At 69.3% G+C, this 19,084-nt stretch carries 17 protein-coding genes; 11 read left to right on the top strand and 6 right to left on the bottom strand.

Annotation, left to right across the window (positions count from 1 at the left end; all coding sequences use genetic code 11):
* Positions 1-178 precede the first annotated feature (178 nt).
* Together tldD and ACQ859_RS06725 are read left to right on the top strand one after the other, a co-directional pair.
* Entirely contained in the window at positions 179-1,642 is a 1,464-nt protein-coding gene (gene tldD, locus ACQ859_RS06730) for a metalloprotease TldD (protein WP_431265121.1), read from the top strand.
* Between the two features lie 304 nt (positions 1,643-1,946).
* A complete protein-coding gene (locus tag ACQ859_RS06725; RefSeq protein WP_431265120.1) occupies positions 1,947-3,098 on the top strand; it encodes a 3-deoxy-7-phosphoheptulonate synthase in 1,152 nt (383 codons plus the stop codon).
* Positions 3,099-3,112: 14 nt separating this feature from the next.
* Here ACQ859_RS06725 and ACQ859_RS06720 read toward each other — a convergent pair whose 3' ends face one another.
* Complete coding sequence (locus ACQ859_RS06720) at positions 3,113-3,919, bottom strand: lectin (RefSeq protein WP_431265119.1); 807 nt, start codon at positions 3,917-3,919, stop codon at positions 3,113-3,115.
* A 125-nt stretch (positions 3,920-4,044) separates the two neighbouring features.
* Positions 4,045-4,431, bottom strand: coding sequence for a hypothetical protein (locus tag ACQ859_RS06715; protein WP_431265118.1), 387 nt, complete (start codon positions 4,429-4,431; stop codon positions 4,045-4,047).
* A 336-nt stretch (positions 4,432-4,767) separates the two neighbouring features.
* Here ACQ859_RS06715 and ACQ859_RS06710 point away from each other — a divergent pair, with 336 nt between their 5' ends.
* Positions 4,768-5,586 carry a zinc-dependent peptidase gene (locus ACQ859_RS06710; protein ID WP_431265117.1) on the top strand — a complete coding sequence of 273 codons (819 nt, stop codon included), beginning with the start codon at positions 4,768-4,770 and terminating at the stop codon, positions 5,584-5,586.
* 58 nt (positions 5,587-5,644) lie between these two features.
* On the opposite strand, the gene ACQ859_RS06705 is transcribed toward ACQ859_RS06710, so the two are convergent.
* Positions 5,645-6,196 (bottom strand): protein phosphatase CheZ, encoded by a 552-nt coding sequence (locus ACQ859_RS06705; RefSeq protein ID WP_431265116.1) that lies wholly within the window; start codon positions 6,194-6,196, stop codon positions 5,645-5,647.
* 284 nt (positions 6,197-6,480) lie between these two features.
* Between ACQ859_RS06705 and ACQ859_RS06700 the strand changes: the two genes are divergently transcribed.
* Entirely contained in the window at positions 6,481-6,933 is a 453-nt protein-coding gene (locus ACQ859_RS06700) for a hypothetical protein (protein WP_431265115.1), read from the top strand.
* 27 nt (positions 6,934-6,960) lie between these two features.
* Here ACQ859_RS06700 and ACQ859_RS06695 read toward each other — a convergent pair whose 3' ends face one another.
* The 3 genes from ACQ859_RS06695 to ACQ859_RS06685 all read right to left on the bottom strand — a co-directional run bounded on the left by ACQ859_RS06695 (position 6,961) and on the right by ACQ859_RS06685 (position 8,314).
* On the bottom strand, positions 6,961-7,188 hold the full coding sequence (locus ACQ859_RS06695) for a CBS domain-containing protein (RefSeq protein WP_431265114.1): 228 nt from the start codon (positions 7,186-7,188) through the stop codon (positions 6,961-6,963).
* Positions 7,146-7,658 (bottom strand): CBS domain-containing protein, encoded by a 513-nt coding sequence (locus ACQ859_RS06690; protein WP_431265113.1) that lies wholly within the window; start codon positions 7,656-7,658, stop codon positions 7,146-7,148. The genes ACQ859_RS06695 and ACQ859_RS06690 overlap by 43 nt, the downstream gene beginning before the upstream one ends.
* Before the next feature lie 185 nt (positions 7,659-7,843).
* Positions 7,844-8,314: an Lrp/AsnC family transcriptional regulator gene (locus ACQ859_RS06685; RefSeq protein ID WP_431265112.1), complete on the bottom strand. Its 471-nt coding sequence runs from the start codon at positions 8,312-8,314 to the stop codon at positions 7,844-7,846.
* A 162-nt stretch (positions 8,315-8,476) separates the two neighbouring features.
* Here ACQ859_RS06685 and ACQ859_RS06680 point away from each other — a divergent pair, with 162 nt between their 5' ends.
* The 7 genes from ACQ859_RS06680 (at position 8,477) to ACQ859_RS06650 (ending at position 19,084) form a co-directional block, all read left to right on the top strand.
* Complete coding sequence (locus tag ACQ859_RS06680; RefSeq protein WP_431265111.1) at positions 8,477-12,073, top strand: indolepyruvate ferredoxin oxidoreductase family protein; 3,597 nt, start codon at positions 8,477-8,479, stop codon at positions 12,071-12,073.
* A 77-nt stretch (positions 12,074-12,150) separates the two neighbouring features.
* Entirely contained in the window at positions 12,151-13,728 is a 1,578-nt protein-coding gene (locus tag ACQ859_RS06675; RefSeq protein WP_431265110.1) for a DUF1800 domain-containing protein, read from the top strand.
* 230 nt (positions 13,729-13,958) lie between these two features.
* Positions 13,959-15,071, top strand: coding sequence for a DUF1501 domain-containing protein (locus ACQ859_RS06670; protein ID WP_431266475.1), 1,113 nt, complete (start codon positions 13,959-13,961; stop codon positions 15,069-15,071).
* A gap of 421 nt (positions 15,072-15,492) precedes the next feature.
* Positions 15,493-15,867: a hypothetical protein gene (locus tag ACQ859_RS06665; protein ID WP_067283089.1), complete on the top strand. Its 375-nt coding sequence runs from the start codon at positions 15,493-15,495 to the stop codon at positions 15,865-15,867.
* Positions 15,868-15,886: 19 nt separating this feature from the next.
* Positions 15,887-17,296, top strand: coding sequence for a class II fumarate hydratase (locus ACQ859_RS06660; protein ID WP_431265109.1), 1,410 nt, complete (start codon positions 15,887-15,889; stop codon positions 17,294-17,296).
* Entirely contained in the window at positions 17,283-18,209 is a 927-nt protein-coding gene (locus tag ACQ859_RS06655; RefSeq protein WP_431265108.1) for a ZIP family metal transporter, read from the top strand. Before ACQ859_RS06660 ends, ACQ859_RS06655 begins: the two co-directional genes overlap by 14 nt.
* Before the next feature lie 167 nt (positions 18,210-18,376).
* Positions 18,377-19,084, top strand: a complete 708-nt coding sequence (locus ACQ859_RS06650) for a hypothetical protein (RefSeq protein ID WP_431265107.1) — start codon at positions 18,377-18,379, stop codon at positions 19,082-19,084.

Genomic DNA, 19,084 nt, shown 5'->3' with positions numbered 1-19,084 from the left:
GACAACGAGGGGGCTGCCGGAAGCGGTGACGGGGTCGCCGTAAAGATCGGTGAAGCGATTGCTACGGATCGCTACCGCCCCTTCGCCGTGGAGCACCGGCGGCGGCCGGTCACCATCACCCCGGGAGGGTCGCCACCGCCCGCGAGCGGGCGCCCCGGGCGATGCCTACAATCAGCCGATGATTTCGCGCGAACCCACCCTCGCCCGCCTGGTCACCGCCCGTGCCCAGCTGCTCGAACCCTTCGGCCTGACCGATGCGTCGCTCTCGCAGGCGCTGCGCCTGATCACGGAGCACCGCGTGGACGACGCCGACCTCTACTTCCAGACCACCCGCGCGGAGGGCTGGAGCCTGGAGGAAGGCATCGTCAAGAGCGGCAGCTTCTCGATCGACCAGGGCGTGGGCGTGCGCGCCGTCGCCGGCGAGAAGACGGCGTTCGCCTACTCCGACGACATCTCCGAAGCCGCGCTGCTCGACGCCGCCCGCACCGTGCGCGCGATCGCCTCGGCCGGCCAGAGCCGCCGCGTGAAGGTGCCGTCCGAGCCGGTCGTCTCCGGCAGCCGCTCGCTCTACGGCGACGCCGACCCGATCGCCAGCCTGGACAGCGCGCAGAAGGTCGCGCTGCTGGAGCGCACCGAGCGCCTGGCCCGCGCCAAGGACCCGCGCATCGCGCAGGTGATGGCCGGCCTGGCCGCCGAGCACGAGGTCGTCCTGATCGCCCGCGCCGACGGCACGCTGGCCGCCGACGTGCGGCCGCTGGTGCGCCTGTCCGTCACCGTCATCGCCGAGAGCAACGGCCGCCGCGAAGTGGGTTCCGGCGGCGGCGGCGGGCGTTTCGGCCTGGCCTATTTCACCGACGAAATGATCGCCTCCTACGTCGAACAGGCGGTGAGCGCGGCGCTGACCAACCTGGAATCGCGCCCGGTCCCGGCCGGCGAGATGACCGTCGTCCTCGGCCCGGGCTGGCCCGGCGTGCTGCTGCACGAGGCCGTCGGCCACGGCCTGGAAGGCGACTTCAACCGCAAGGGCTCGTCCACCTTCTCGGGCCGCATCGGCGAACGCGTCGCCGCCAAGGGCGTGACGGTGCTGGACGACGGCACCATCCCCGACCGCCGCGGTTCGCTCAACGTCGACGACGAGGGCTGCGCCTCGCAGCGCAACGTGCTGATCGAGGACGGCATCCTCAAGGGCTACATCCAGGACGCGATGAACGCGCGCCTGATGAAGGTCGCCCCCACCGGCAACGGCCGCCGCGAGAGCTACGCCCACATGCCGATGCCGCGCATGACCAACACCTACATGCTGGGCGGCGACAAGGATCCGAAGGAGATCATCGCCAGCATCGACAAGGGCCTGTACGCGACCAACTTCGGCGGCGGCCAGGTCGACATCACCTCGGGCAAGTTCGTGTTCTCCGCCAGCGAGGCCTTCTGGGTCGAGAACGGCAGGATCCAGTACCCGGTCAAGGGCGCCACGATCATCGGCAACGGCCCGGACGCGCTGACCCGCGTCAGCATGATCGGCAACGACATGCAGCTCGACACCGGCGTCGGCGTCTGCGGCAAGGAAGGCCAGAGCGTGCCGGTGGGCGTCGGCCAACCGACGCTGCGCATCGACGGGCTGACCGTCGGCGGCACGGCCTGACCCTGCCGGCACCGGATTCCACGAAGGGTGGCTTGCCCGATGTCGTCGCGCGACACGGGCGGCTGTCACCCCGCGGCGCTTGACGCGCCGCATTGAGCACAGGCACTATTGGCCCCATGCGTTCCGCACCCAAGTTTTATTTTGCTTATTTTTGGTTCTCGCACCGCCCCGGCGGAGGAGAGGCGAACGCATAAGCAGAGCGCCAAAGAATCCTCAAGAAACCGCCGGGCCCAAAGCCCGGCGGTTTTTTCGGCCGGGCCCCGAGCACCCAGCGTCAAGCAGCCCACCACTGAAAGCGTCACCCATGAATGCCAAGTCGAACAGTCCTTATCCCAGCGCCACGCAGGCGGAGCGCTGGTATTCGCCGCAGGACAAGACCTCCCAGACCGACGACGAACGCATCCTGGACATCACGCCCTTGCCGCCTCCTGAACACCTCATCCGCTTCTTCCCGATCCGTGGCACGGCCATGGAGCAGCTCGTCGTCGGCACGCGCCAGCGCATCCGCGACATCATGCAGCGCAAGGACGACCGCCTGCTCGTGATCATCGGGCCCTGCTCGATCCACGACCCGGCCGCGGCGCTGGAGTACGCCAAGCGCCTGGTGACGCTGCGCGAGCAGCACGCCGACACCCTGGAGATCGTGATGCGCGTCTACTTCGAGAAGCCGCGCACGACGGTGGGCTGGAAGGGTCTGATCAACGACCCCTACCTCGACGAGAGCTACCGCATCGACGAGGGCCTGCGCATCGCGCGCCAGCTGCTGCTGGAGATCAACCGGCTGGGCATGCCGGCGGGTTCGGAGTTCCTGGACGTGATCTCGCCGCAGTACATCGGCGACCTGATCAGCTGGGGCGCGATCGGCGCGCGCACCACCGAGAGCCAGGTGCACCGCGAACTGGCCTCGGGCCTGTCCGCGCCGATCGGCTTCAAGAACGGCACCGACGGCAACATCAAGATCGCGACCGACGCGATCCAGGCGGCGGCGCGGCCCCACCATTTCCTGTCCGTGCACAAGAACGGCCAGGTCGCGATCGTCGAGACCAAGGGCAACCGCGACTGCCACGTGATCCTGCGCGGCGGCAAGACGCCCAACTACGACGCCGTGAGCGTCGCGGCCGCCTGCGCGGACCTGGCGACCTCCAAGCTCGACACGCGGCTGATGGTCGACTGCTCGCATGCCAACAGCAGCAAGAACCATGAGCGGCAGCTGGACGTGGCACGTGACATCGCCGGGCAGATCCGCGCCGGCGGCACCAGCATCTTCGGCGTGATGGTCGAGAGCCACCTGAAGGGCGGCGCGCAGAAGTTCAGCCCCGGCAAGGACGATCCGTCCAAGCTGGAATACGGCAAGAGCATCACCGACGCCTGCCTGGCCTGGGACGATTCGATCGAGGTGCTGGACGTGCTCAGCGAAGCGGTCCGCGCCGCGCGCACCGAGACCGTCGCGCGCTGATCACCCCGCGCGGGTCACCACGACCAGCGCTGGTTGTCCCCGCCGTTGCAGCGATACATGATGACGGCCGTGCCCGGGCGGGCGCGGCCGTTCTCGATGTCGAGGCACCTGCCGGAGTCCAGGCTGCGGATCTCGCCGCCGCGCGTGCGCCAGCGCTGGTTGGCGCCGCCGTTGCACTCGTAGGCCATGACGCGCGCGCCGTCCGAGCTGTTGCCGTTGGCGACATCGAGGCACAGGCCCGAGACGCGCAGCTCGCCGTTGCGGTTCCACTCGAAGCGCTGGTTCCCGCCGCTGTTGCAGTCGTAGACGATGAGGTTGCGACCGGGACGCGCGCCGCCCTCGATATCGAGACACAGGCCGCCCTTGCCGCGGATCTGGCGGCTGTTCCAGCCGGGGTCGCCCTGCCAGTCACCGTCGTTGTCGCGATCCTTGTCCTTGTTGCTGGCGATCAGCGCGATGCCGGCGATCACGGCCGCGGCGGCGATCGCCGCACCGACGTTGCTCGCATTGTCCGAGCTGCCGGAGCTCCCGCTGTCGCCGGTGCCACCCGCTCCGGCGGCCGCGGTGGTGATCCTGAAGCGGCCGCCGCAACCGCCGTCGACCCACATCTCCTTGCTGGTCAGGTCGAAGCCCCAGGTGCGTCCGAAGCGGCAACCGCCAGCGGTCTGCTGCACGAGGTCCACGTCGGTCGCGCCGTCCGGCAGCCGGTAGCTCTGATAACCGCCGCGCGAATTCAGCTCGATGGTCTGCTCCGCGGCCCGTGCCGGGGCACCGCCGAGCATGAGCCCCGCGGCGACCGGTGCCGCGATGACGCGGCGCATCCAGCGCGCGCGCCGATCCTGTGCCCCTTGCCGATCTTGTTGACCTGGTCGATCCATCGCGTCCTCCCGCCAGTCGCCCGATCCGCGCGCCAGTCGCACGAGTCTTCGGGCGATGCTAAGACGGGTCAGGCGGTGACGTCCAGCACGCGCGGCGTGCCGCCGGCGCGATCGACATGGCTGACGAGCATCGGGCCGAGTTCGACCTGCACGCGCAGGTCGGGGAAATTGGCGGCGGTGTAGGTCCCGTGCGAGTAAGCCGGTGTCTCGACGCGGCTGACCGGGGGCACGGTCTGGCCGAGCGGATGACGGCCGTAGGTGACGTCGGCGCTGTTCTGCGCGTACATCTCCTTGAGCGGCCCTTCCGTTCCGATGAACGGGGACAGTCGCAGCACCACGGACGGCGGCGGGCCGTCCAGCATCTCCTGCTGGACTTTCGCGCGGTACTGCTGCAGCGGACTGACGTCGAACGGCGACGTCCTCAGCGACGTCGCCTGCACTTCCGAAAACTTCAAATCGCCTCGACGGCCACCGCGCCTTCCGGCCGGTTGCCGCCCTCCCTCATGACTCGTCTGTTCGTGACAAGGCGACCGTCTGGTGGCGGCGCTTCAATCAGCGCTCAAGTCCGCGGTCGTCCAGGCCGAAATTGTCCGGGTCTTGGATGACCGGACCGGGCTTCAATCCCCTTGCACCGACCGTCAATCGCCCCGCAGGCTCGACTTCGTCGCGTCGACGCCGCACGCCTGTTCGAACAACGATTGCAAGCGGCAACACCTGACCCGCTCTTGAAAAGCGCCCGTCGGGCGCGCATCTTCAAAGTCCTGCAGCGAAGCGCCGATGCGCTCCCCGCCATGACCCTGCTGTTGCTCGCGCTGATCGCGGCGCTGATCTGCTTCTGGCTGATGAGCCACTCCTGGCGGCAGGCCCGCCGCCGCGCCGGGCTGCGCGCCAAGGCCTTCCCCGCCGCGTGGCGCGCGATCCTGCGCCGCAACGTGCCGCAGGTCGCGCGGCTGCCGGCCGATCTGCAACTGAAGCTCAAGCGCCAGATGCAGGTCTTCCTCGCGGAGAAGTCCTTCATCGGCTGCGCTGGCCAGGTCATCACCGACGAGGTCCGCGTGACCATCGCCGCGCTGGCGACGCTGCCGCTGCTGGGCCGCGCGCGCGGCTACTACCCGAAGCTGCACACGGTGCTCGTGTATCCCGGCGCGTTCATCGTCGATCGCGTACGGCACCAAGGTCCGCTGCAGATGCAGGACCGCCAGGTGCTGAGCGGCGAATCCTGGGGCGAAGGCCAGGTGGTGCTGTCCTGGGACGACGTGCTGCGCGACGCCGCGCAGCCCGAGCGCGGCCACAACGTCGCGGTGCATGAATTCGCGCACCAGCTCGATCAGGTCAAGGGCATGGCCAACGGCGCGCCCTGGCTGGGCAATCGGGCGCGACAGGCGCGCTGGGCGGTGGTGATGCAGAACAGCTTCGACCTGCTGCGCGCCAGACTGGCGGCCGGTGAACCCGATCCGCTGGGTGACTACGCCGCCACCGAGCCGGCAGAGTTCTTCGCCGTCTCGAGCGAGCGTTTCTTCGGGCAACCGTGGGCGCTGGCGCACGCACATCCCGCCTTGTATGCGGAACTGCGCCGGTACTACGAGGTGGATCCGATGCTCTGGTCCTGAACGGGGACCGATCCGGGAATGCGTTCGTCGAACGCCTGCCGAACGTCTGGAAGCGGGCTCAGAAGCCCATTTCGGCCAGCATCGCGTCGACGTCGTCCTGTTGCAGCGCCTTGTCCGGCGTCTGCACGCCGGCGAGCTGCTCTTCCGCGGCGGCCGCCGGCGTGTCGTGCCCCTGCGCGGCCAGCAGCTGCTGCAGCGGCTCCTCAGCGGGGCGAAGCATGCCCAGCACCTTGTTGATCACCTGGCCGGACAGGTCCTGGAAGTCCTGCGCCATCATGATCTCGGTCTGCAGGCCCTTCACCCGGTCCGCGAAGCCGGCGGCACCGGCCGCATAGGCGGCGCACAGACGCATCATCGCGCGGGCGCGCTCGACGCTCAGGTCCGGCGAGGCCGCCAGACGCTGCAGCGATTCCGACAACTCATGCCCCTGGCGCGCCACGGCCTGGGCATCCTCCTGCGCCGACTCGACGATGCCCAGCACCTTGTTGGCGGCCTGGTCGGTCATGCGCTTGACGTAGTCCAGACGCTCGCAGGCATCCGGCAATTCGTGCGACAGCTTCTGCAGCGCCTGATGCGCGGCGGCCGTGAGAGGGGTTTCGGCGTGGGACATGGTGGATCGAGCTCGCGAAGGTGGACGCAGGGTCGGCGTGTGGATTCGCGCGGTGTGCGCACTGCGCCGCTTCGGGCGCTTGGAGTGCCCGGAAGGCGCTCTTTTGAGGTGCAGAAATCTTAGTTCTGCAACTGCTGTAACCAACGGAAAGGGGTGGGTTCACCCGTGCATTTTTGGTGGGAGCCCCGCATTTAAGTAGTTGACGGGGCCGGTCCCCTGTAGCCTTCGTCTCGTCAGTCCCCGGTCCGCCCTGCTGGTGTCTTTTTGGCAAAGCGATCCGTCTCATGAACATGGCTACCACCCGTCCTTCGCCCGGCTTGTCTCGCGCCAACACGCGATCCGGTTCGACGTCCACGTCGCGCTCACCGTCGAGCGCCTCGCGGGACGACGGCCGCAGCTTCGCCGCCGCGCCTCGTGCGCAGGCGGCGGCGCCGACGCCACCGTCCGCCCTGCGCGACGTCAGCGACATCGTCGTCGGCGTGGCCTTGATGCTGGGCGTGCTGTTCGCGCTGCTGATGCTGACGCTGTACACACGGGATTCGATGGTCGTCGGCAAGGCGCTGCAGGACCAGGGCACGGCGCGCGGCACCCTGATCTGCAAGGACGGGAAGGTCGCCCGCGGCGACGGCTCGCTGCCGGACCGCATCGTCGAGGACGGGGTCTTCGTGTGCACCGACTGGCGCACGCTGCAGGCGATCGAGCAGGAAGAAGCCGACCGCGGGATGCGCAAGTACTGACCTCGAGGGATCGAGGGGCAGCGCGCTTCAGGACCAGAGGTCCAGCGGCGGTTCGTGCGTCATGCCTCGCAGCAGGTCGCTGCGCGAGAGAAAGCCGATCAACCGGCCGTTGTCGTCGCCCACGGGCAGGCCGGGCAGGCCCAGGTCGAGCATCAACTGGGCGGCCTCTCGCAGCGGTGTATCGGACTGCGCGACCGGCACCGGCGTCCACATCACATCGTCCACCGGCGCGGCCAGCCGCCGGGCGATGACCATGATCTCCGCCATCTCCTCCAGATCCTCCGCCAGGCCGCGCGTGAGATCGCCCCGCGACACCAGCCCGCGCACCTCCCCTGCTCCCCGAGCACCGGCGCCTGCGCGACGCCGACGCGGGACATCGTCCGCATCGCCTGCCGCAGCGACGAGCCCGACATCACGCTGATCAGCTTGCGGCTCATCAGCTGATGCACCTGCGTGAGCGGCACGCGCGTGGTGTCGCCGGCATAGGCCGCGAGGGCCTCGTGCGCCATGTAGGCCGACGGCCCGAATCCCGGTCCGCTCCCGACGCCGCCGCCAGCGCCCTGCCCCACCCCCGCCAGCACGACCGTCGACGGCGTCAGATCCCCCTGCCGCGCAATCGGCGCCACCGCACGCGTGCGCGCCACCGCCTGCACCGGAGCCAGGTCGCGAACCTGCTCCAGGCCGCCGGTGAGAATCTTTCCGGAAGTGCCGTAGACGGAGAACATGGCGTCAGGATCTCACGTGGAAAACGCGATGCCCATTGAGGAGAACGCGCACTGCGACGGCCGCCGTCGTTCGCGACGCCAAGCGCGGGCACTCCACGACGCAGGGGGCGTCGCGTCCGCGAACCCCCAGCGTCATTCCGGCCCCACTCGCAGTTTCTGCCCGCACGTTGAACTGGCAGTGCGGATCAGGGCACCGGATAGGCGGTCTCGTACTTCACCTCGCGCAGCACCACGTTGCTGCGCACGCTGGCGACGCCCGGGACGCGGAACACCTTGCTCTGCAGGAACTGGTCGTACGCCTTCATGTCCGGCGCGACGATCTTGATGACGTAGTCCGCCTCGCCGGTGATGGCCTGGCATTCGACGATCTCCGGGCTGCCCGCGACCATCGCCTCGAAAGCGTCGACCGCCCCCTCCGTGTGACGCACGAGGCTGACGTTCGCCAGAACGCAGATCGACAGGCCGAGTTGCTCCCGATCCACCAGCGCCACGTGGCGCTTGATCACGCCGCGCTCCTCGAGCTCCTTGACCCGGCGCCAGACCGGCGTCGCCGACAGCCCGACCTTGTCCGCCAGCTGCTGCGTGCTCTGGCGCGCGTCGGACTGCAAGGCTTCCAGGATCAAGCGCGTCGCCCGATCGAAACGTTCGTTCTCCATATTGGCACTTTCCGAGAATTATCCAGTCGATCTATGCCGCCGCTCTAGTAAACGGAGGAAGAAAGTTCGCATTTTCTCGGAAAGAATCTCTTCATTCATTCTTCTAGAACTCCGAGCCGACCGGCGCTCCCCGGCCGGCTCGCCCCATTGGGGAGACAAGCCATGACCGAAGCCAGTCTTGCCGTCGCGCCGGCCCTGCGCCCGTACCAGCTCTCCGACAACCTGGCCGCCAGCGCCGGGCCGGTGTTCCTGACCGGCACCCAGGCCCTCGTGCGCCTGCTGCTGATGCAGAAGGCCCAGGACGAGCGCCAGGGCCTGAAGACCGCCGGCTTCGTCAGCGGCTACCGCGGCAGCCCGCTGGGCATGGTCGACCAGCAGCTGTGGAAGGCGAAGAAGTTCCTCGACAAGGCGGAAGTCAACTTCCTGCCCGCGATCAACGAGGACCTCGCAGCCACCGCCTGCCTGGGCGTGCAGCGCGTGGCGCTGGACCCGAAGCGCACTGTCGATGGCGTGTTCGCGATGTGGTACGGCAAGGGCCCGGGCGTGGACCGTTCCGGCGACGCGCTCAAGCACGGCAACGTCTACGGCACCGCGAAGCAGGGCGGCGTGCTCGTCGTCTGCGGCGACGACCACGGCTGCGTGTCCTCGTCGACGCCGCACCAGAGCGACCTCGCGCTGCAGGCCTGGTCCATGCCGCTGGTGCATCCGGGCAACGTCGCCGAGTACCTCGAGTCCGGCCTCTACGGCTGGGCGCTGTCGCGCTTCTCGGGCGCCTGGGTCGGCTTCAAGGCGATCTCGGAAGTCGTCGAGTCGGGCATGACGGTCGACCTCGACGCGGTGCCCATGGACTTCGAGCTGCCCGTCGACCACACGCCGCCGACCAACCTCCACATCCGTTCCGTCGACCTGCCGTCGCTGGAGCTGGAGTCGCGCCTCGCGCACAAGATCGACGCCGTCCTGGCCTTCGCCAAGGTCAACTCGATCGACAAGCACATCGTCGTCAGCCCGCGCGCGTCGCTGGGCATCGTGACCGTCGGCAAGGCGCATTACGACTTCATGGAAGTGCTGCGCCGCCTGGACCTGGACCCCAACGCGCTGGCCGCCGCCGGCGTGCGGGTCTACAAGGTCGGCCTGGTGTACCCGCTGGAGCCGACGCGCATCCGCGAGTTCGCGCAGGGCCTGACCGACATGCTGGTCATCGAGGAGAAGGCGCCCGTCGTCGAGCGCCAGATCAAGGAACTGCTGTACCACCTGCCCGACGCGCAACGTCCGCGCGTGGTCGGCAAGTCCGATGAACACGGGGCCGCCGTGCTGAGCGCGCTCGGCGAGCTGCGCCCATCGCGGATCATGCCGACCGTCGCCGACTGGCTCGCGCGGCTGAACCCGGCGCTGGACCGGCGTCATCTGGTCGTCGACTTCCTGACGCCCTGCCTGCTGTCCAACAGCGCCGACGCGGTGCGCCGCCAGCCCTACTTCTGCTCGGGCTGCCCGCACAACACCTCGACCAAGCTGCCCGAAGGCTCGCGCGCGCTGGCCGGCATCGGCTGCCACTTCATGGCCAGCTGGATGGAGCGCGGCACCTCGGGCCTGATCCAGATGGGCGCCGAAGGCGTCGACTGGGCGGCGCATTCGCGCTTCACGACCGAGAAGCATGTCTTCCAGAACCTGGGCGACGGCACCTACTACCACTCGGGTTACCTGGCGATCCGGCAGGCCATCGCGGCCAAGGCCAACATCACCTACAAGATCCTCTACAACGACGCGGTCGCGATGACCGGCGGCCAGCCGGTCGACGGCCAGACCTCGGTGCCGCAGATCGCGCGCCAGGTGGAGGCCGAAGGCGTGAAGCGCCTGGTCGTGGTCTCCGACGACATCGAGAAGTACGAGGGCCATCACGGGCTCTTCCCGGCGGGCACGACCTTCCACGACCGGTCCGAACTCGACGCCGTGCAGCGCGAGCTGCGCGAGATCGCCGGCGTCACCGTGCTGATCTACGACCAGACCTGCGCCGCGGAGAAGCGCCGCCGCCGCAAGAAGGGCGAGTTCCCCGACCCCGACAAGCGCATCTTCATCAACGAGTCCGTCTGCGAAGGCTGCGGCGATTGCGGCCAGGCGAGCAACTGCCTGTCCGTCGTGCCGGTGGAGACCGACTTCGGCCGCAAACGCGTGATCGAGCAGAGCAGCTGCAACAAGGACTTCAGCTGCGTGAACGGCTTCTGCCCGAGCTTCGTCTCGGTGCACGGCGCCAAGCTGAAGAAGCGCGCCGGCGCGGCCTTCGGACCGGCGGACCTGGCGCGCGAGATCGCCGCCATCCACCCGCCCGCGCCCTGGGCGTGGACGGGGCCCTTCGACATGCTGGTCACCGGCGTCGGCGGCACCGGCGTCGTGACGGTGGGCGCGCTGGTCACCATGGCCGCACACCTGGAAGGCAAGCAGAGCTCGGTGCTGGACTTCATGGGCTTCGCGCAGAAGGGCGGCGCGGTGCTGTCCTTCGTGCGCGTGGCGCCGACGCAGGACCTGCTCAACCAGGTCCGCATCGACACGCAGCAGGCCGACGTGCTGCTGGCCTGCGACATGGTCGTGGGCGCGAGCGCCGACGCGTTGGCCACGATCAAGGCCGGCCGCACGGTGATCCTGGCCAACACGCACGAACTGCCGACCGCCGCCTTCGTCCGCAACCCGGACGCGAGCCTGCAGGCCGACGCGCTGATCGCGAAGATGCGCCACGCCGTCGGCGAGGGCAAGGACCTGCTCGCCAGCATCGACGCGCAGGACATCGCCAAGCGCCTGATGGGCGACACGATGCCCAGCAACATCATCATGCTGGGCGCCTGCTGGCAGCGCGGTCTGGTGCCGGTGTCCTTCGAGGCGCTGATGCGCGCGATCGAGCTGAACGGCGTCGCCGTCGAGAACAACAAGACCGCGTTCGCGCTGGGTCGCCTGGCGATCGCCGCGCCGGAAGCGCTGCGCCGTCTGGCCGGCGAGCAATCCGGTTCAGCGGTGCAGTGGTTCAACTTCGACCAGCTCGACGACAAGGACGGCCAGCCCGGCCTGATCGCGCGCCGCAAGGCCTTCCTGACCGACTACCAGGACGCCGCCTACGCCTCGCGCTACGAGGCGCTGGTGCAGCGCGTGCGCACCGCCGAGGTCGCGCTCGCAAATGGAGATCCGGCCGGCAAGGGCCTGCGCCTGACCAAGGCCGTCGCGCGCTACTACGCCAAGCTGCTCGCCATCAAGGACGAGTACGAGGTCGCCCGCCTGTACACCGACGGCAAGTTCGAGGCCGCGCTCAAGGCGCAGTTCGAGGACTGGGATCACCTGAGCTTCCACATGGCACCGCCGCTGCTGTCCAAGCCGGGCGCCGACGGCCGCGCGAAGAAGGTCGAGCTCGGCTCGTGGACCTTCAAGGCGCTGAAGACACTGGCGAAGTTCAAGGGCTTGCGCGGCGGTGCGCTCGACATCTTCGGCAAGACCGAAGAACGCCGCATCGAGCGTCAGCTGGTCCGCGACTACGAGGCGCTCGTCGACGAGCTGCTGGCGCACCTGAGCGCCGAGAAGCTGGACATCGCCATCAAGCTCGCGCGCCTGCCCGAAGGCATCCGCGGCTACGGCCACGTGAAGCTGGCGAACGTCGTCACCGTGCGCGCGCAGTGGAAGGATCTGCTGGACCGCTTCCACGGTCGCGCGGTCGAAGCGCCCATCGCCGTCGTGCCGCTGGCAAAGGCTCCCGAGCGTGTGAAGGGCGTGGCGGAGCTCTGAATGAGCCGTGCGCTACAACTGTGAAGTAGCGCAAAGGCCACTGGACACGGCCGACACGGGGGCGGCATGCTTGTCGCATGTCACCCTCGACACCGCTCCCGTCGTCCACGGCACCGGCACCGACTCTCACGTTCCGGCGCCGCTCGCTGCTGCTGGGCGTGACGGCGTCCGCGGCGCTCGCCGCGTGCGGCGGACTGCCCTCCGCGCCCGATATTCCGATTGATGCCTCGCAGCGCCTGCGCGCGGCCAACCGCATCGGCTGGGGCGCGACGCAGTCGCAGCTCAGCGAGATCGAACGCCTCGGCTGGGGTCCCTATGTCGAGCGCCAGCTCCGCGCCGACGCTGGCGCGAAAATGCCCGCGCCGGTCCAGGCCCGCATCGATGCCATGGGCATCAGCCAAGGCACGCTGCCGTCGCGCGTGTGGGCGGCGGAGTCCTTCCGGCGCAACGGCGACAACAAGGTTGCGACCGAAGAGGAACGTGTCGCCGCGCGCAAGGCCTATCAGGACGCGCAAGGGCTGGCCGCGCGCGAGACCGGCGAGCGCCAGCTGCTGCGCGAGCTCTATGCCGAGCAGCAGCTGCTGGAACAACTGTCCTGGTTCTGGTTCAACCACTTCAACGTGCACCAGGGCAAGCGCGACATCCGGCTGATGCTGGCCGACTACCAGGACCGCGCGCTGCGTCCGCATGCGCTGGGATCGTTCCGCACGATGCTCGGCGCGGTCGCGCGACATCCGGCGATGCTGCGTTACCTCGACAACGATCAGAACGCCGTCCGCGCGATCAACGAGAACTACGCGCGAGAACTGCTGGAGCTCCACACCCTGGGCGTCGACGGCGGCTACTCGCAGCGCGACGTGCAGGAGCTCGCGCGCGTGCTGACAGGTTTCGGCGTGCGCGTCGATCCGGAGCCGGCGAAGGTCGCGCCGCGCTTCGAGGCGCTCTACAAACGCGACGGCCTGTTCGAGTTCCACCCGGGCCGGCACGACTTCGGCGACAAGCAGCTGCTGGGCCGCACGATCAAGGGCCGCGGCGCCGATGAACTCGACGAGGTGCTGGACCTGCTGGTCGCGCAGCCGGCGACGGCGCGTTTCGTCTGCGGCAAGCTGGCGGTGTTCTTTCTCGGCGAGCAGCCGCCGCGGGACGTGATCGACGCGATGGCGGCCGCCTTCCTGAGAACGAAGGGCGATCTGGCCGCGACGCTGCGCCCGATGCTGTACGCGCCGCAGTTCGCCTCAGCCGAGACACCGCGGTTCAAGGACCCGCACGTGTACCTGCTGTCGAGCCTGCGCGCAGGCTTCGAGCAGCGTGAGCTGCAGAACGCGCAGCCGTTGCAGAACTGGCTGCGCCGCCTCGGACAAGGTCTCTACGACAAGCAGACGCCGGACGGTTATCCGCTGACGGCGGATGCCTGGAACAGTCCGGGGCAGATGACGCTGAGATTCGAGGTCGCGCGCCAGATCGGCGGTGGCGCGGTGGCGCTGTACCGGCCGGAGGGCACGAACACGCCGGTGCCGCTGCCGGACCTGCAGCCGCTGCGCCTGCGCGTCGAACCGACGCTCGCACCGGCGACGCGCACAGCGCTCGCGCAGACCACGACGCCCCAGCAATGGCTGACGCTGTGGCTCTCCAGTCCTGACTTCATGTATCGCTGACACGGACGCCCGACCATGGACCGACGTCATCTTCTTCGCGCATTGACGGCGACCTCGTTGTCGATCTCCAGCGCCCGCCTCTTCGCCAGCACCGCCGTGCAATGCCCCGAGAAGCCGCAGACGCCGGGCCCCCTCGGCGCGAACCCTGACCGCAGGGAAGACTGTGAGCGCCGAGGGGGCCGGCGTCTGCGGCTTCGGGCGAGGTCCAAGGAGGAGCTCGCCCCAGATTCCTGCTGGTCTTCCTGCGCGGCGGCTACGACGCCACGAACCTGCTGATCCCCACGGGCAGCAGCTTCTACTACGAGCAGCGCCCGCGCATCGCGATCGCGAGACCGTCGCCGGCCGACGCGGCCTCGGCGCTTGCGCTGAATGCCGACTGGGGCTTGCACCCTGCCCTGCGCAACAGCGTGTTCCCGCTGGCGCAGGCGGGACAGGTGCGGTTCATTCCCTTCGCCGGGACGGAGGATCTGTCGCGCAGTCATTTCGAGACGCAGGACAGCATCGAACTGGGTCAGCCGGTCGGTGGCTCGCGCGACTACAACTCCGGTTTCCTGAACCGTCTGGCGGCGGAGCTCGACGCGCAGCAGGCGCTGTCGTTCACGGACCAGTTGCCGATCGCTTTCCGTGGACCGGTCCGCATCGCCAACGCCGGCCTGCGCGAGACCGCGCGCCCTGCCGTCGACGCGAAGAACCGCGCGTTGATTGCGAGCATGTACCAGGGCCAGCGCCTGGGTGCCTCGGTCGAGGAAGGGCTCGCGCTGCGCGAGGAGCTGGCGCGCGACCTGTCCCCCGACCGCATGAAGACGATGACCGACGCCGCCGGTCGCAACGCGATTCCCGCCAAGGGCTTCGAGCTGGAGGCGCGCCGCATCGCGACGCTGATGCGCGGCCGCTTCAGCCTGGGCTTCATCGACGTCGGCGGCTGGGACACCCACGTCAACCAGGGCGGCGCGACCGGCCAGCTGGCCAACCGCTTCGAGGAACTCGGCCGCGGCCTCGCTGCCATCGCGGATGAACTCGGCCCCGATCTCTGGCGCCAGACCACGGTGATGGTGATCAGCGAATTCGGCCGCACCTTCCGCGAGAACGGCAACCGCGGCACCGACCACGGTCACGGCAGCGTGTACTGGCTGCTGGGCGGCAACCTCGCCGCCGGCGGCCCGGTGGCCGGCGACCAGATCGCCCTGACCGCGTCGACGCTGTTCCAGAACCGCGACTACCCGGTGCTCAACGACTACCGCGCCGTGCTGGGCGGCCTGTGGCAGCGCCAGTTCGGACTCTCCAACGACGCGCTGGCCCGCGTCTTTCCCGGCGTGCGGCCCAAGGACCTTCGGCTGGTCTGACCGGACTTCGCGCAAAGCCCCCAGGCATTGCAAGCGCTTGCAGACACTGGCTTGCAGATGAGAGCAATTCTCATCTAGGATGATCCGCAAACGAGAAGACTCCTGCGGGTTCCGACCCCGCGCGACCAATGCAAATTGCAGAGAGGTTGCGCCGCGATCCGATCGGCATCGTTTCGCGGCTCGACCTCTCTTTTCTTTTGCCTGTCTGCCGCATCAGGCGCGGTCCTTGCCGGACCCCCTTCCCGTTCCCACCACAGCAAGCGTTCCTGCCAGCCCGTGTCCGCCGGTCCTTCCGGTTCACGCCTCGATCGTCAGGAGCCGCCATGCCCTTGCTGCCGTCCCGCCTGCCCGTTCCCCGGGGTCCGTCCGTGCCCCCGCCGCTCTGGGTCTCCCTCCCGCGGGGGAGTTGCGTGCCGCTCCGATGGCGGTCGACGGGGGATGCGCCGCCGCCGATCATCCGGGCGTCGAATGCCTGCGCTGGATGGCGCTGAAGATCACCTGCGGCCTCGCGCCCGACGAACCGGCGCTGCTGCGGCAGCACCAGCTGGCGCTGGAGCAGCTGGTGGACGCCGGCGTCCTCGCGGCGATCCCCGCTCACGAGCAGGCCCTCCGGCTGCTGTACGGCGCCGCTCACAACACGCTGCTACCCTGGCATTGGCGATGTGCCTGCCTGGATCAGCTCAACCGTCCGCTGGCGGCGCTGCACCGGCTGGCCGACGCCCAGGGCGACGCCGCCCTCGTCGCGCGCCTGCAGCGCTTCCATTGGCGTCTGAGCCGCAGCCCCCTCCAGGAATGACCAGGAAAGAAGCATCCCCATGACCAAGGCCACCAAGGCGACCCGCATCGAACGCGACTCCATGGGCGAAGTCGCCGTGCCCGTCGACGCGCTCTACGGCGCGCAGACCCAGCGCGCGGTCGAGAACTTCGCCATCAGCCGCCAGCCCATGCCCGAGCGCTTCGTGCGCGCGCTGGTGCTGCAGAAGGCGGCCGCGGCGCGCGCCAACATCGCGCTGGAGCAGGTGCCGGCCGACATCGGCCACGCCATCGACCGCGCCGCCACGCAGCTGCTGCAGGACCCGGCGCTGATGAGCCACTTCCCGGTGGAGATCTTCCAGACCGGCTCGGGCACCAGCTCGAACATGAACGCCAACGAGGTGATCGCCACCGTCGCCACGCGGTTGATCGGCAGCGGCGCGGCGAACCCGGTCACGGTCAACGCCAACGACCACGTCAACGCCGGCCAGAGCAGCAACGACTCCATCCCGACGGTGCTGCACATCAGCGCCGCGCAGGCGCTGCAGGGCGAGTTGCTGCCGGCGCTGGACCTGCTGGTCCAGACGCTGCAGGACAAGATCCAGAGCGACGGCCACCACGTGAAGACCGGCCGCACCCACCTGATGGATGCGATGCCGCTGCGCCTGGGCCAGGAGCTGGGCGGCTGGTGCGCGCAGATCGAGGCGCGCCGCGCGCAGTTGCGCGCGCTGCTGCCGTCGGTGTGCGAGCTGGCGCAGGGCGGCACGGCGGTGGGCACCGGCATCAACGCGCATCCGGATTTCGCGCAGCGTTTCGCCGAGGAACTCTCCAAGCTGACCGGCCTGAGCTTCCGCCCGGCGCCGGACTTCTTCGCCGCGCTGTCGGCGCAGGACACGGCGGTGGCGCTGTCGGGTGCGCTGAAGGGTCTGGCGGTCTCGCTGATGAAGATCGCCAACGACCTGCGCTGGATGAACTCGGGCCCGCTGGCCGGCCTGGCGGAGATCGAGCTGCATGCGCTGCAGCCCGGCTCGTCGATCATGCCGGGCAAGGTGAATCCGGTGATCCCCGAAGCGGTCACGATGGTCTGCGCCCAGGTCATCGGCCATGACACGGCCATCACGATCGCGGGCCAGTCGGGCAACTTCCAGCTCAACGTGATGCTGCCGCTGATCGCGACCAACCTGCTGGACAGCCTGGCGTTGCTGTCGGCGGCGGCCAAGGCGCTGGCCGAGCAGGCGATCCGCGACTTCAAGGTCAACAAGGACGGACTGCAGCACGCGCTGGCGCGCAATCCGATCCTGGTCACCGCGCTGAACCGCGAGATCGGCTACCTGAAGGCCGCCGCGATCGCCAAGCGCGCCTATGCGGAGAAGCGTCCCATCCTCGACGTTGCCGAGGAGATGACCGACTTCGATCGCGCCACCCTCCAGCAGATGCTGGATCCCGCGAAGCTGACCGATGGCGGACTCTGACGCGATCCCCCGCCACGACAGGACCTTGGCGCGCCGGCATCGGCTGCGTCAGGCCTTCGGTGTCGCGATCCTGCTGATCGGCGCCGCGCTGTTGCTGCAGCAGGGATGGACATGGATCCGGCCGTCCGGCGGCGTCGGCCACGGCTCGGTGATCGCGATGGCGCTGCAGGCGGGCTTGCTCGCCGCGGCGGCGACGGCCTTCGGCACGCTGCCCGCCCTGGGCACGCGCAGCCTGTCGGCGCGCGCGCAGGACGCGCTGATGGGCTTCGGCGCGGGCGTGATGCTGGCGGCCTGCTCGTTCTCGCTGATCATTCCCGGCCTGGAGGCCGCGCGCGCCCACTCGACGCCGACCGGCGCCGCGACGCAGGTCGCGCTGGCGGTGCTGCTCGGCGCTTGGGCGCTGATGGCGCTCGACCGCTGGCTGCCCCACGAGCATTTCATCAAGGGCCGCGAGGGCATGGATCCGACGCGGCTGCGGCGCACGACGCTGTTCGTGATCGCGGTCACGCTGCACAACCTGCCGGAGGGCCTGGCGATCGGCGTGGCCTTCGCGGCCAACGATCCGGTCGCGGCGGCCAGCCTGAGCCTGGCCATCGCGATCCAGGACCTGCCCGAGGGCTTCGTCATCGCCGTGGCGCTGATGGCGGTGGGCTACTCGCGGCGCAAGGCGCTGCTGCTGGGCGCGGCCTCCGGGTTGGTGGAACCCGTGGGCGCGGTGCTGGGCGCGTGGGTCGTGTCCGCCTGGCCGCTGCTGCTGCCATGGGGCCTGGGTTTCGCGGCGGGCGCGATGCTGTTCGTCATCAGCCACGAGATCATTCCCGAGTCTCACCGCAAGGGCCATGAGCGCTGGGCGACGCAGGGACTGATGCTCGGCTTCGCGCTGATGATGGTGCTGGACACGGCGCTGGGCTGAGCGCCCGGCCCCTCCGCGCCCCCTGCTCCTCCGGTTTACAACTCGCCGCGTCCAAGCGGCAGCCTGTCACGCGACCCCGGCCCGCACGCGGAACCGGGCGCCCACAAGCGTCGCCCGTCCCTTCACCATCGGTGTTCTGCTTTCTTGCCCGCAGGACCCGAGCCGTGATGAAGAAGTCTTTCGCCGCGCTTGCCGCGCTCGCCGCCGCCCTCACCGTCGCCTCGACGACCGCCCATGCCGCCGGCCTGACGCCGTTGGAACAGCGCTGGATCGCGGACATGACGCCGGTGCTCCAGCACGCCAGGACCTCGGGCATGCCGGTCGACGTCGTCGTCCAGCCGCAGGACGCGCCGGAGGCGGCACCGCTGGCCCTGGGCTTCAAGGACGGCCGCTGCAAGCTGGTGCTCAGCCTGCGCGGCAACCCCGAGGGCGAAGCCACGATGCAACGCCTCCCGGCGGGCCTGGAAGACAGCGCGCTCGAGCTGATGGCGGCGCATGAACTGGGTCATTGCCGCCGCTATCTGGACGGCGCCTGGTTCAACCTGCCGGCGGGCTTCTCGGCCACGCCGGTGCCGGACGGCCTGAGCCCGGACCTGCAGCGCGCCTACCTGTCGATGAAATCCGCGCGACGCGAGGAAGGCTACGGCGACCTCGTCGGCCTGGGCTGGACCGCGCAGCGCCACCCCGACCAGTACGCCGCGCTGCATGCGTGGCTGATGCAGGAACGCAGCCGCGACCTGCTGCCGGGCAGCCACCATGACACCTTGACCTGGATCAAGCTGGCCCGGGATCCGAAAGCGCTGGGAAGCGCGCCGTCGATGTTCGATGCTGCCCTGCCGCTGTGGCAATCCGGGCTGAACATCGACGAGGAATGA

The organism is Roseateles chitinivorans (genome assembly GCF_050632235.1).
GTDB lineage: Bacteria > Pseudomonadota > Gammaproteobacteria > Burkholderiales > Burkholderiaceae_C > Roseateles > Roseateles chitinivorans_A.
This window is presented reverse-complemented; position numbering and strand designations above follow the sequence as displayed.

Excerpts from the sequence above, each read along its gene's own strand:
- tldD (WP_431265121.1), top strand. The coding sequence starts at position 179 with ATGATTTCGCGCGAACCCACCCTCGCCCGCCTGGTCACCGCCCGTGCC.
- ACQ859_RS06725 (WP_431265120.1), top strand. The coding sequence starts at position 1,947 with ATGAATGCCAAGTCGAACAGTCCTTATCCCAGCGCCACGCAGGCGGAG.
- ACQ859_RS06720 (WP_431265119.1), bottom strand. The coding sequence starts at position 3,919 with ATGCGCCGCGTCATCGCGGCACCGGTCGCCGCGGGGCTCATGCTCGGC.
- ACQ859_RS06710 (WP_431265117.1), top strand. The coding sequence starts at position 4,768 with ATGACCCTGCTGTTGCTCGCGCTGATCGCGGCGCTGATCTGCTTCTGG.
- ACQ859_RS06705 (WP_431265116.1), bottom strand. The coding sequence starts at position 6,196 with ATGTCCCACGCCGAAACCCCTCTCACGGCCGCCGCGCATCAGGCGCTG.
- ACQ859_RS06700 (WP_431265115.1), top strand. The coding sequence starts at position 6,481 with ATGAACATGGCTACCACCCGTCCTTCGCCCGGCTTGTCTCGCGCCAAC.
- ACQ859_RS06695 (WP_431265114.1), bottom strand. The coding sequence starts at position 7,188 with ATGGTCATCGCCCGGCGGCTGGCCGCGCCGGTGGACGATGTGATGTGG.
- ACQ859_RS06690 (WP_431265113.1), bottom strand. The coding sequence starts at position 7,658 with ATGTTCTCCGTCTACGGCACTTCCGGAAAGATTCTCACCGGCGGCCTG.
- ACQ859_RS06685 (WP_431265112.1), bottom strand. The coding sequence starts at position 8,314 with ATGGAGAACGAACGTTTCGATCGGGCGACGCGCTTGATCCTGGAAGCC.
- ACQ859_RS06680 (WP_431265111.1), top strand. The coding sequence starts at position 8,477 with ATGACCGAAGCCAGTCTTGCCGTCGCGCCGGCCCTGCGCCCGTACCAG.
- ACQ859_RS06675 (WP_431265110.1), top strand. The coding sequence starts at position 12,151 with ATGTCACCCTCGACACCGCTCCCGTCGTCCACGGCACCGGCACCGACT.
- ACQ859_RS06665 (WP_067283089.1), top strand. The coding sequence starts at position 15,493 with ATGGCGGTCGACGGGGGATGCGCCGCCGCCGATCATCCGGGCGTCGAA.
- ACQ859_RS06660 (WP_431265109.1), top strand. The coding sequence starts at position 15,887 with ATGACCAAGGCCACCAAGGCGACCCGCATCGAACGCGACTCCATGGGC.
- ACQ859_RS06655 (WP_431265108.1), top strand. The coding sequence starts at position 17,283 with ATGGCGGACTCTGACGCGATCCCCCGCCACGACAGGACCTTGGCGCGC.
- ACQ859_RS06650 (WP_431265107.1), top strand. The coding sequence starts at position 18,377 with ATGAAGAAGTCTTTCGCCGCGCTTGCCGCGCTCGCCGCCGCCCTCACC.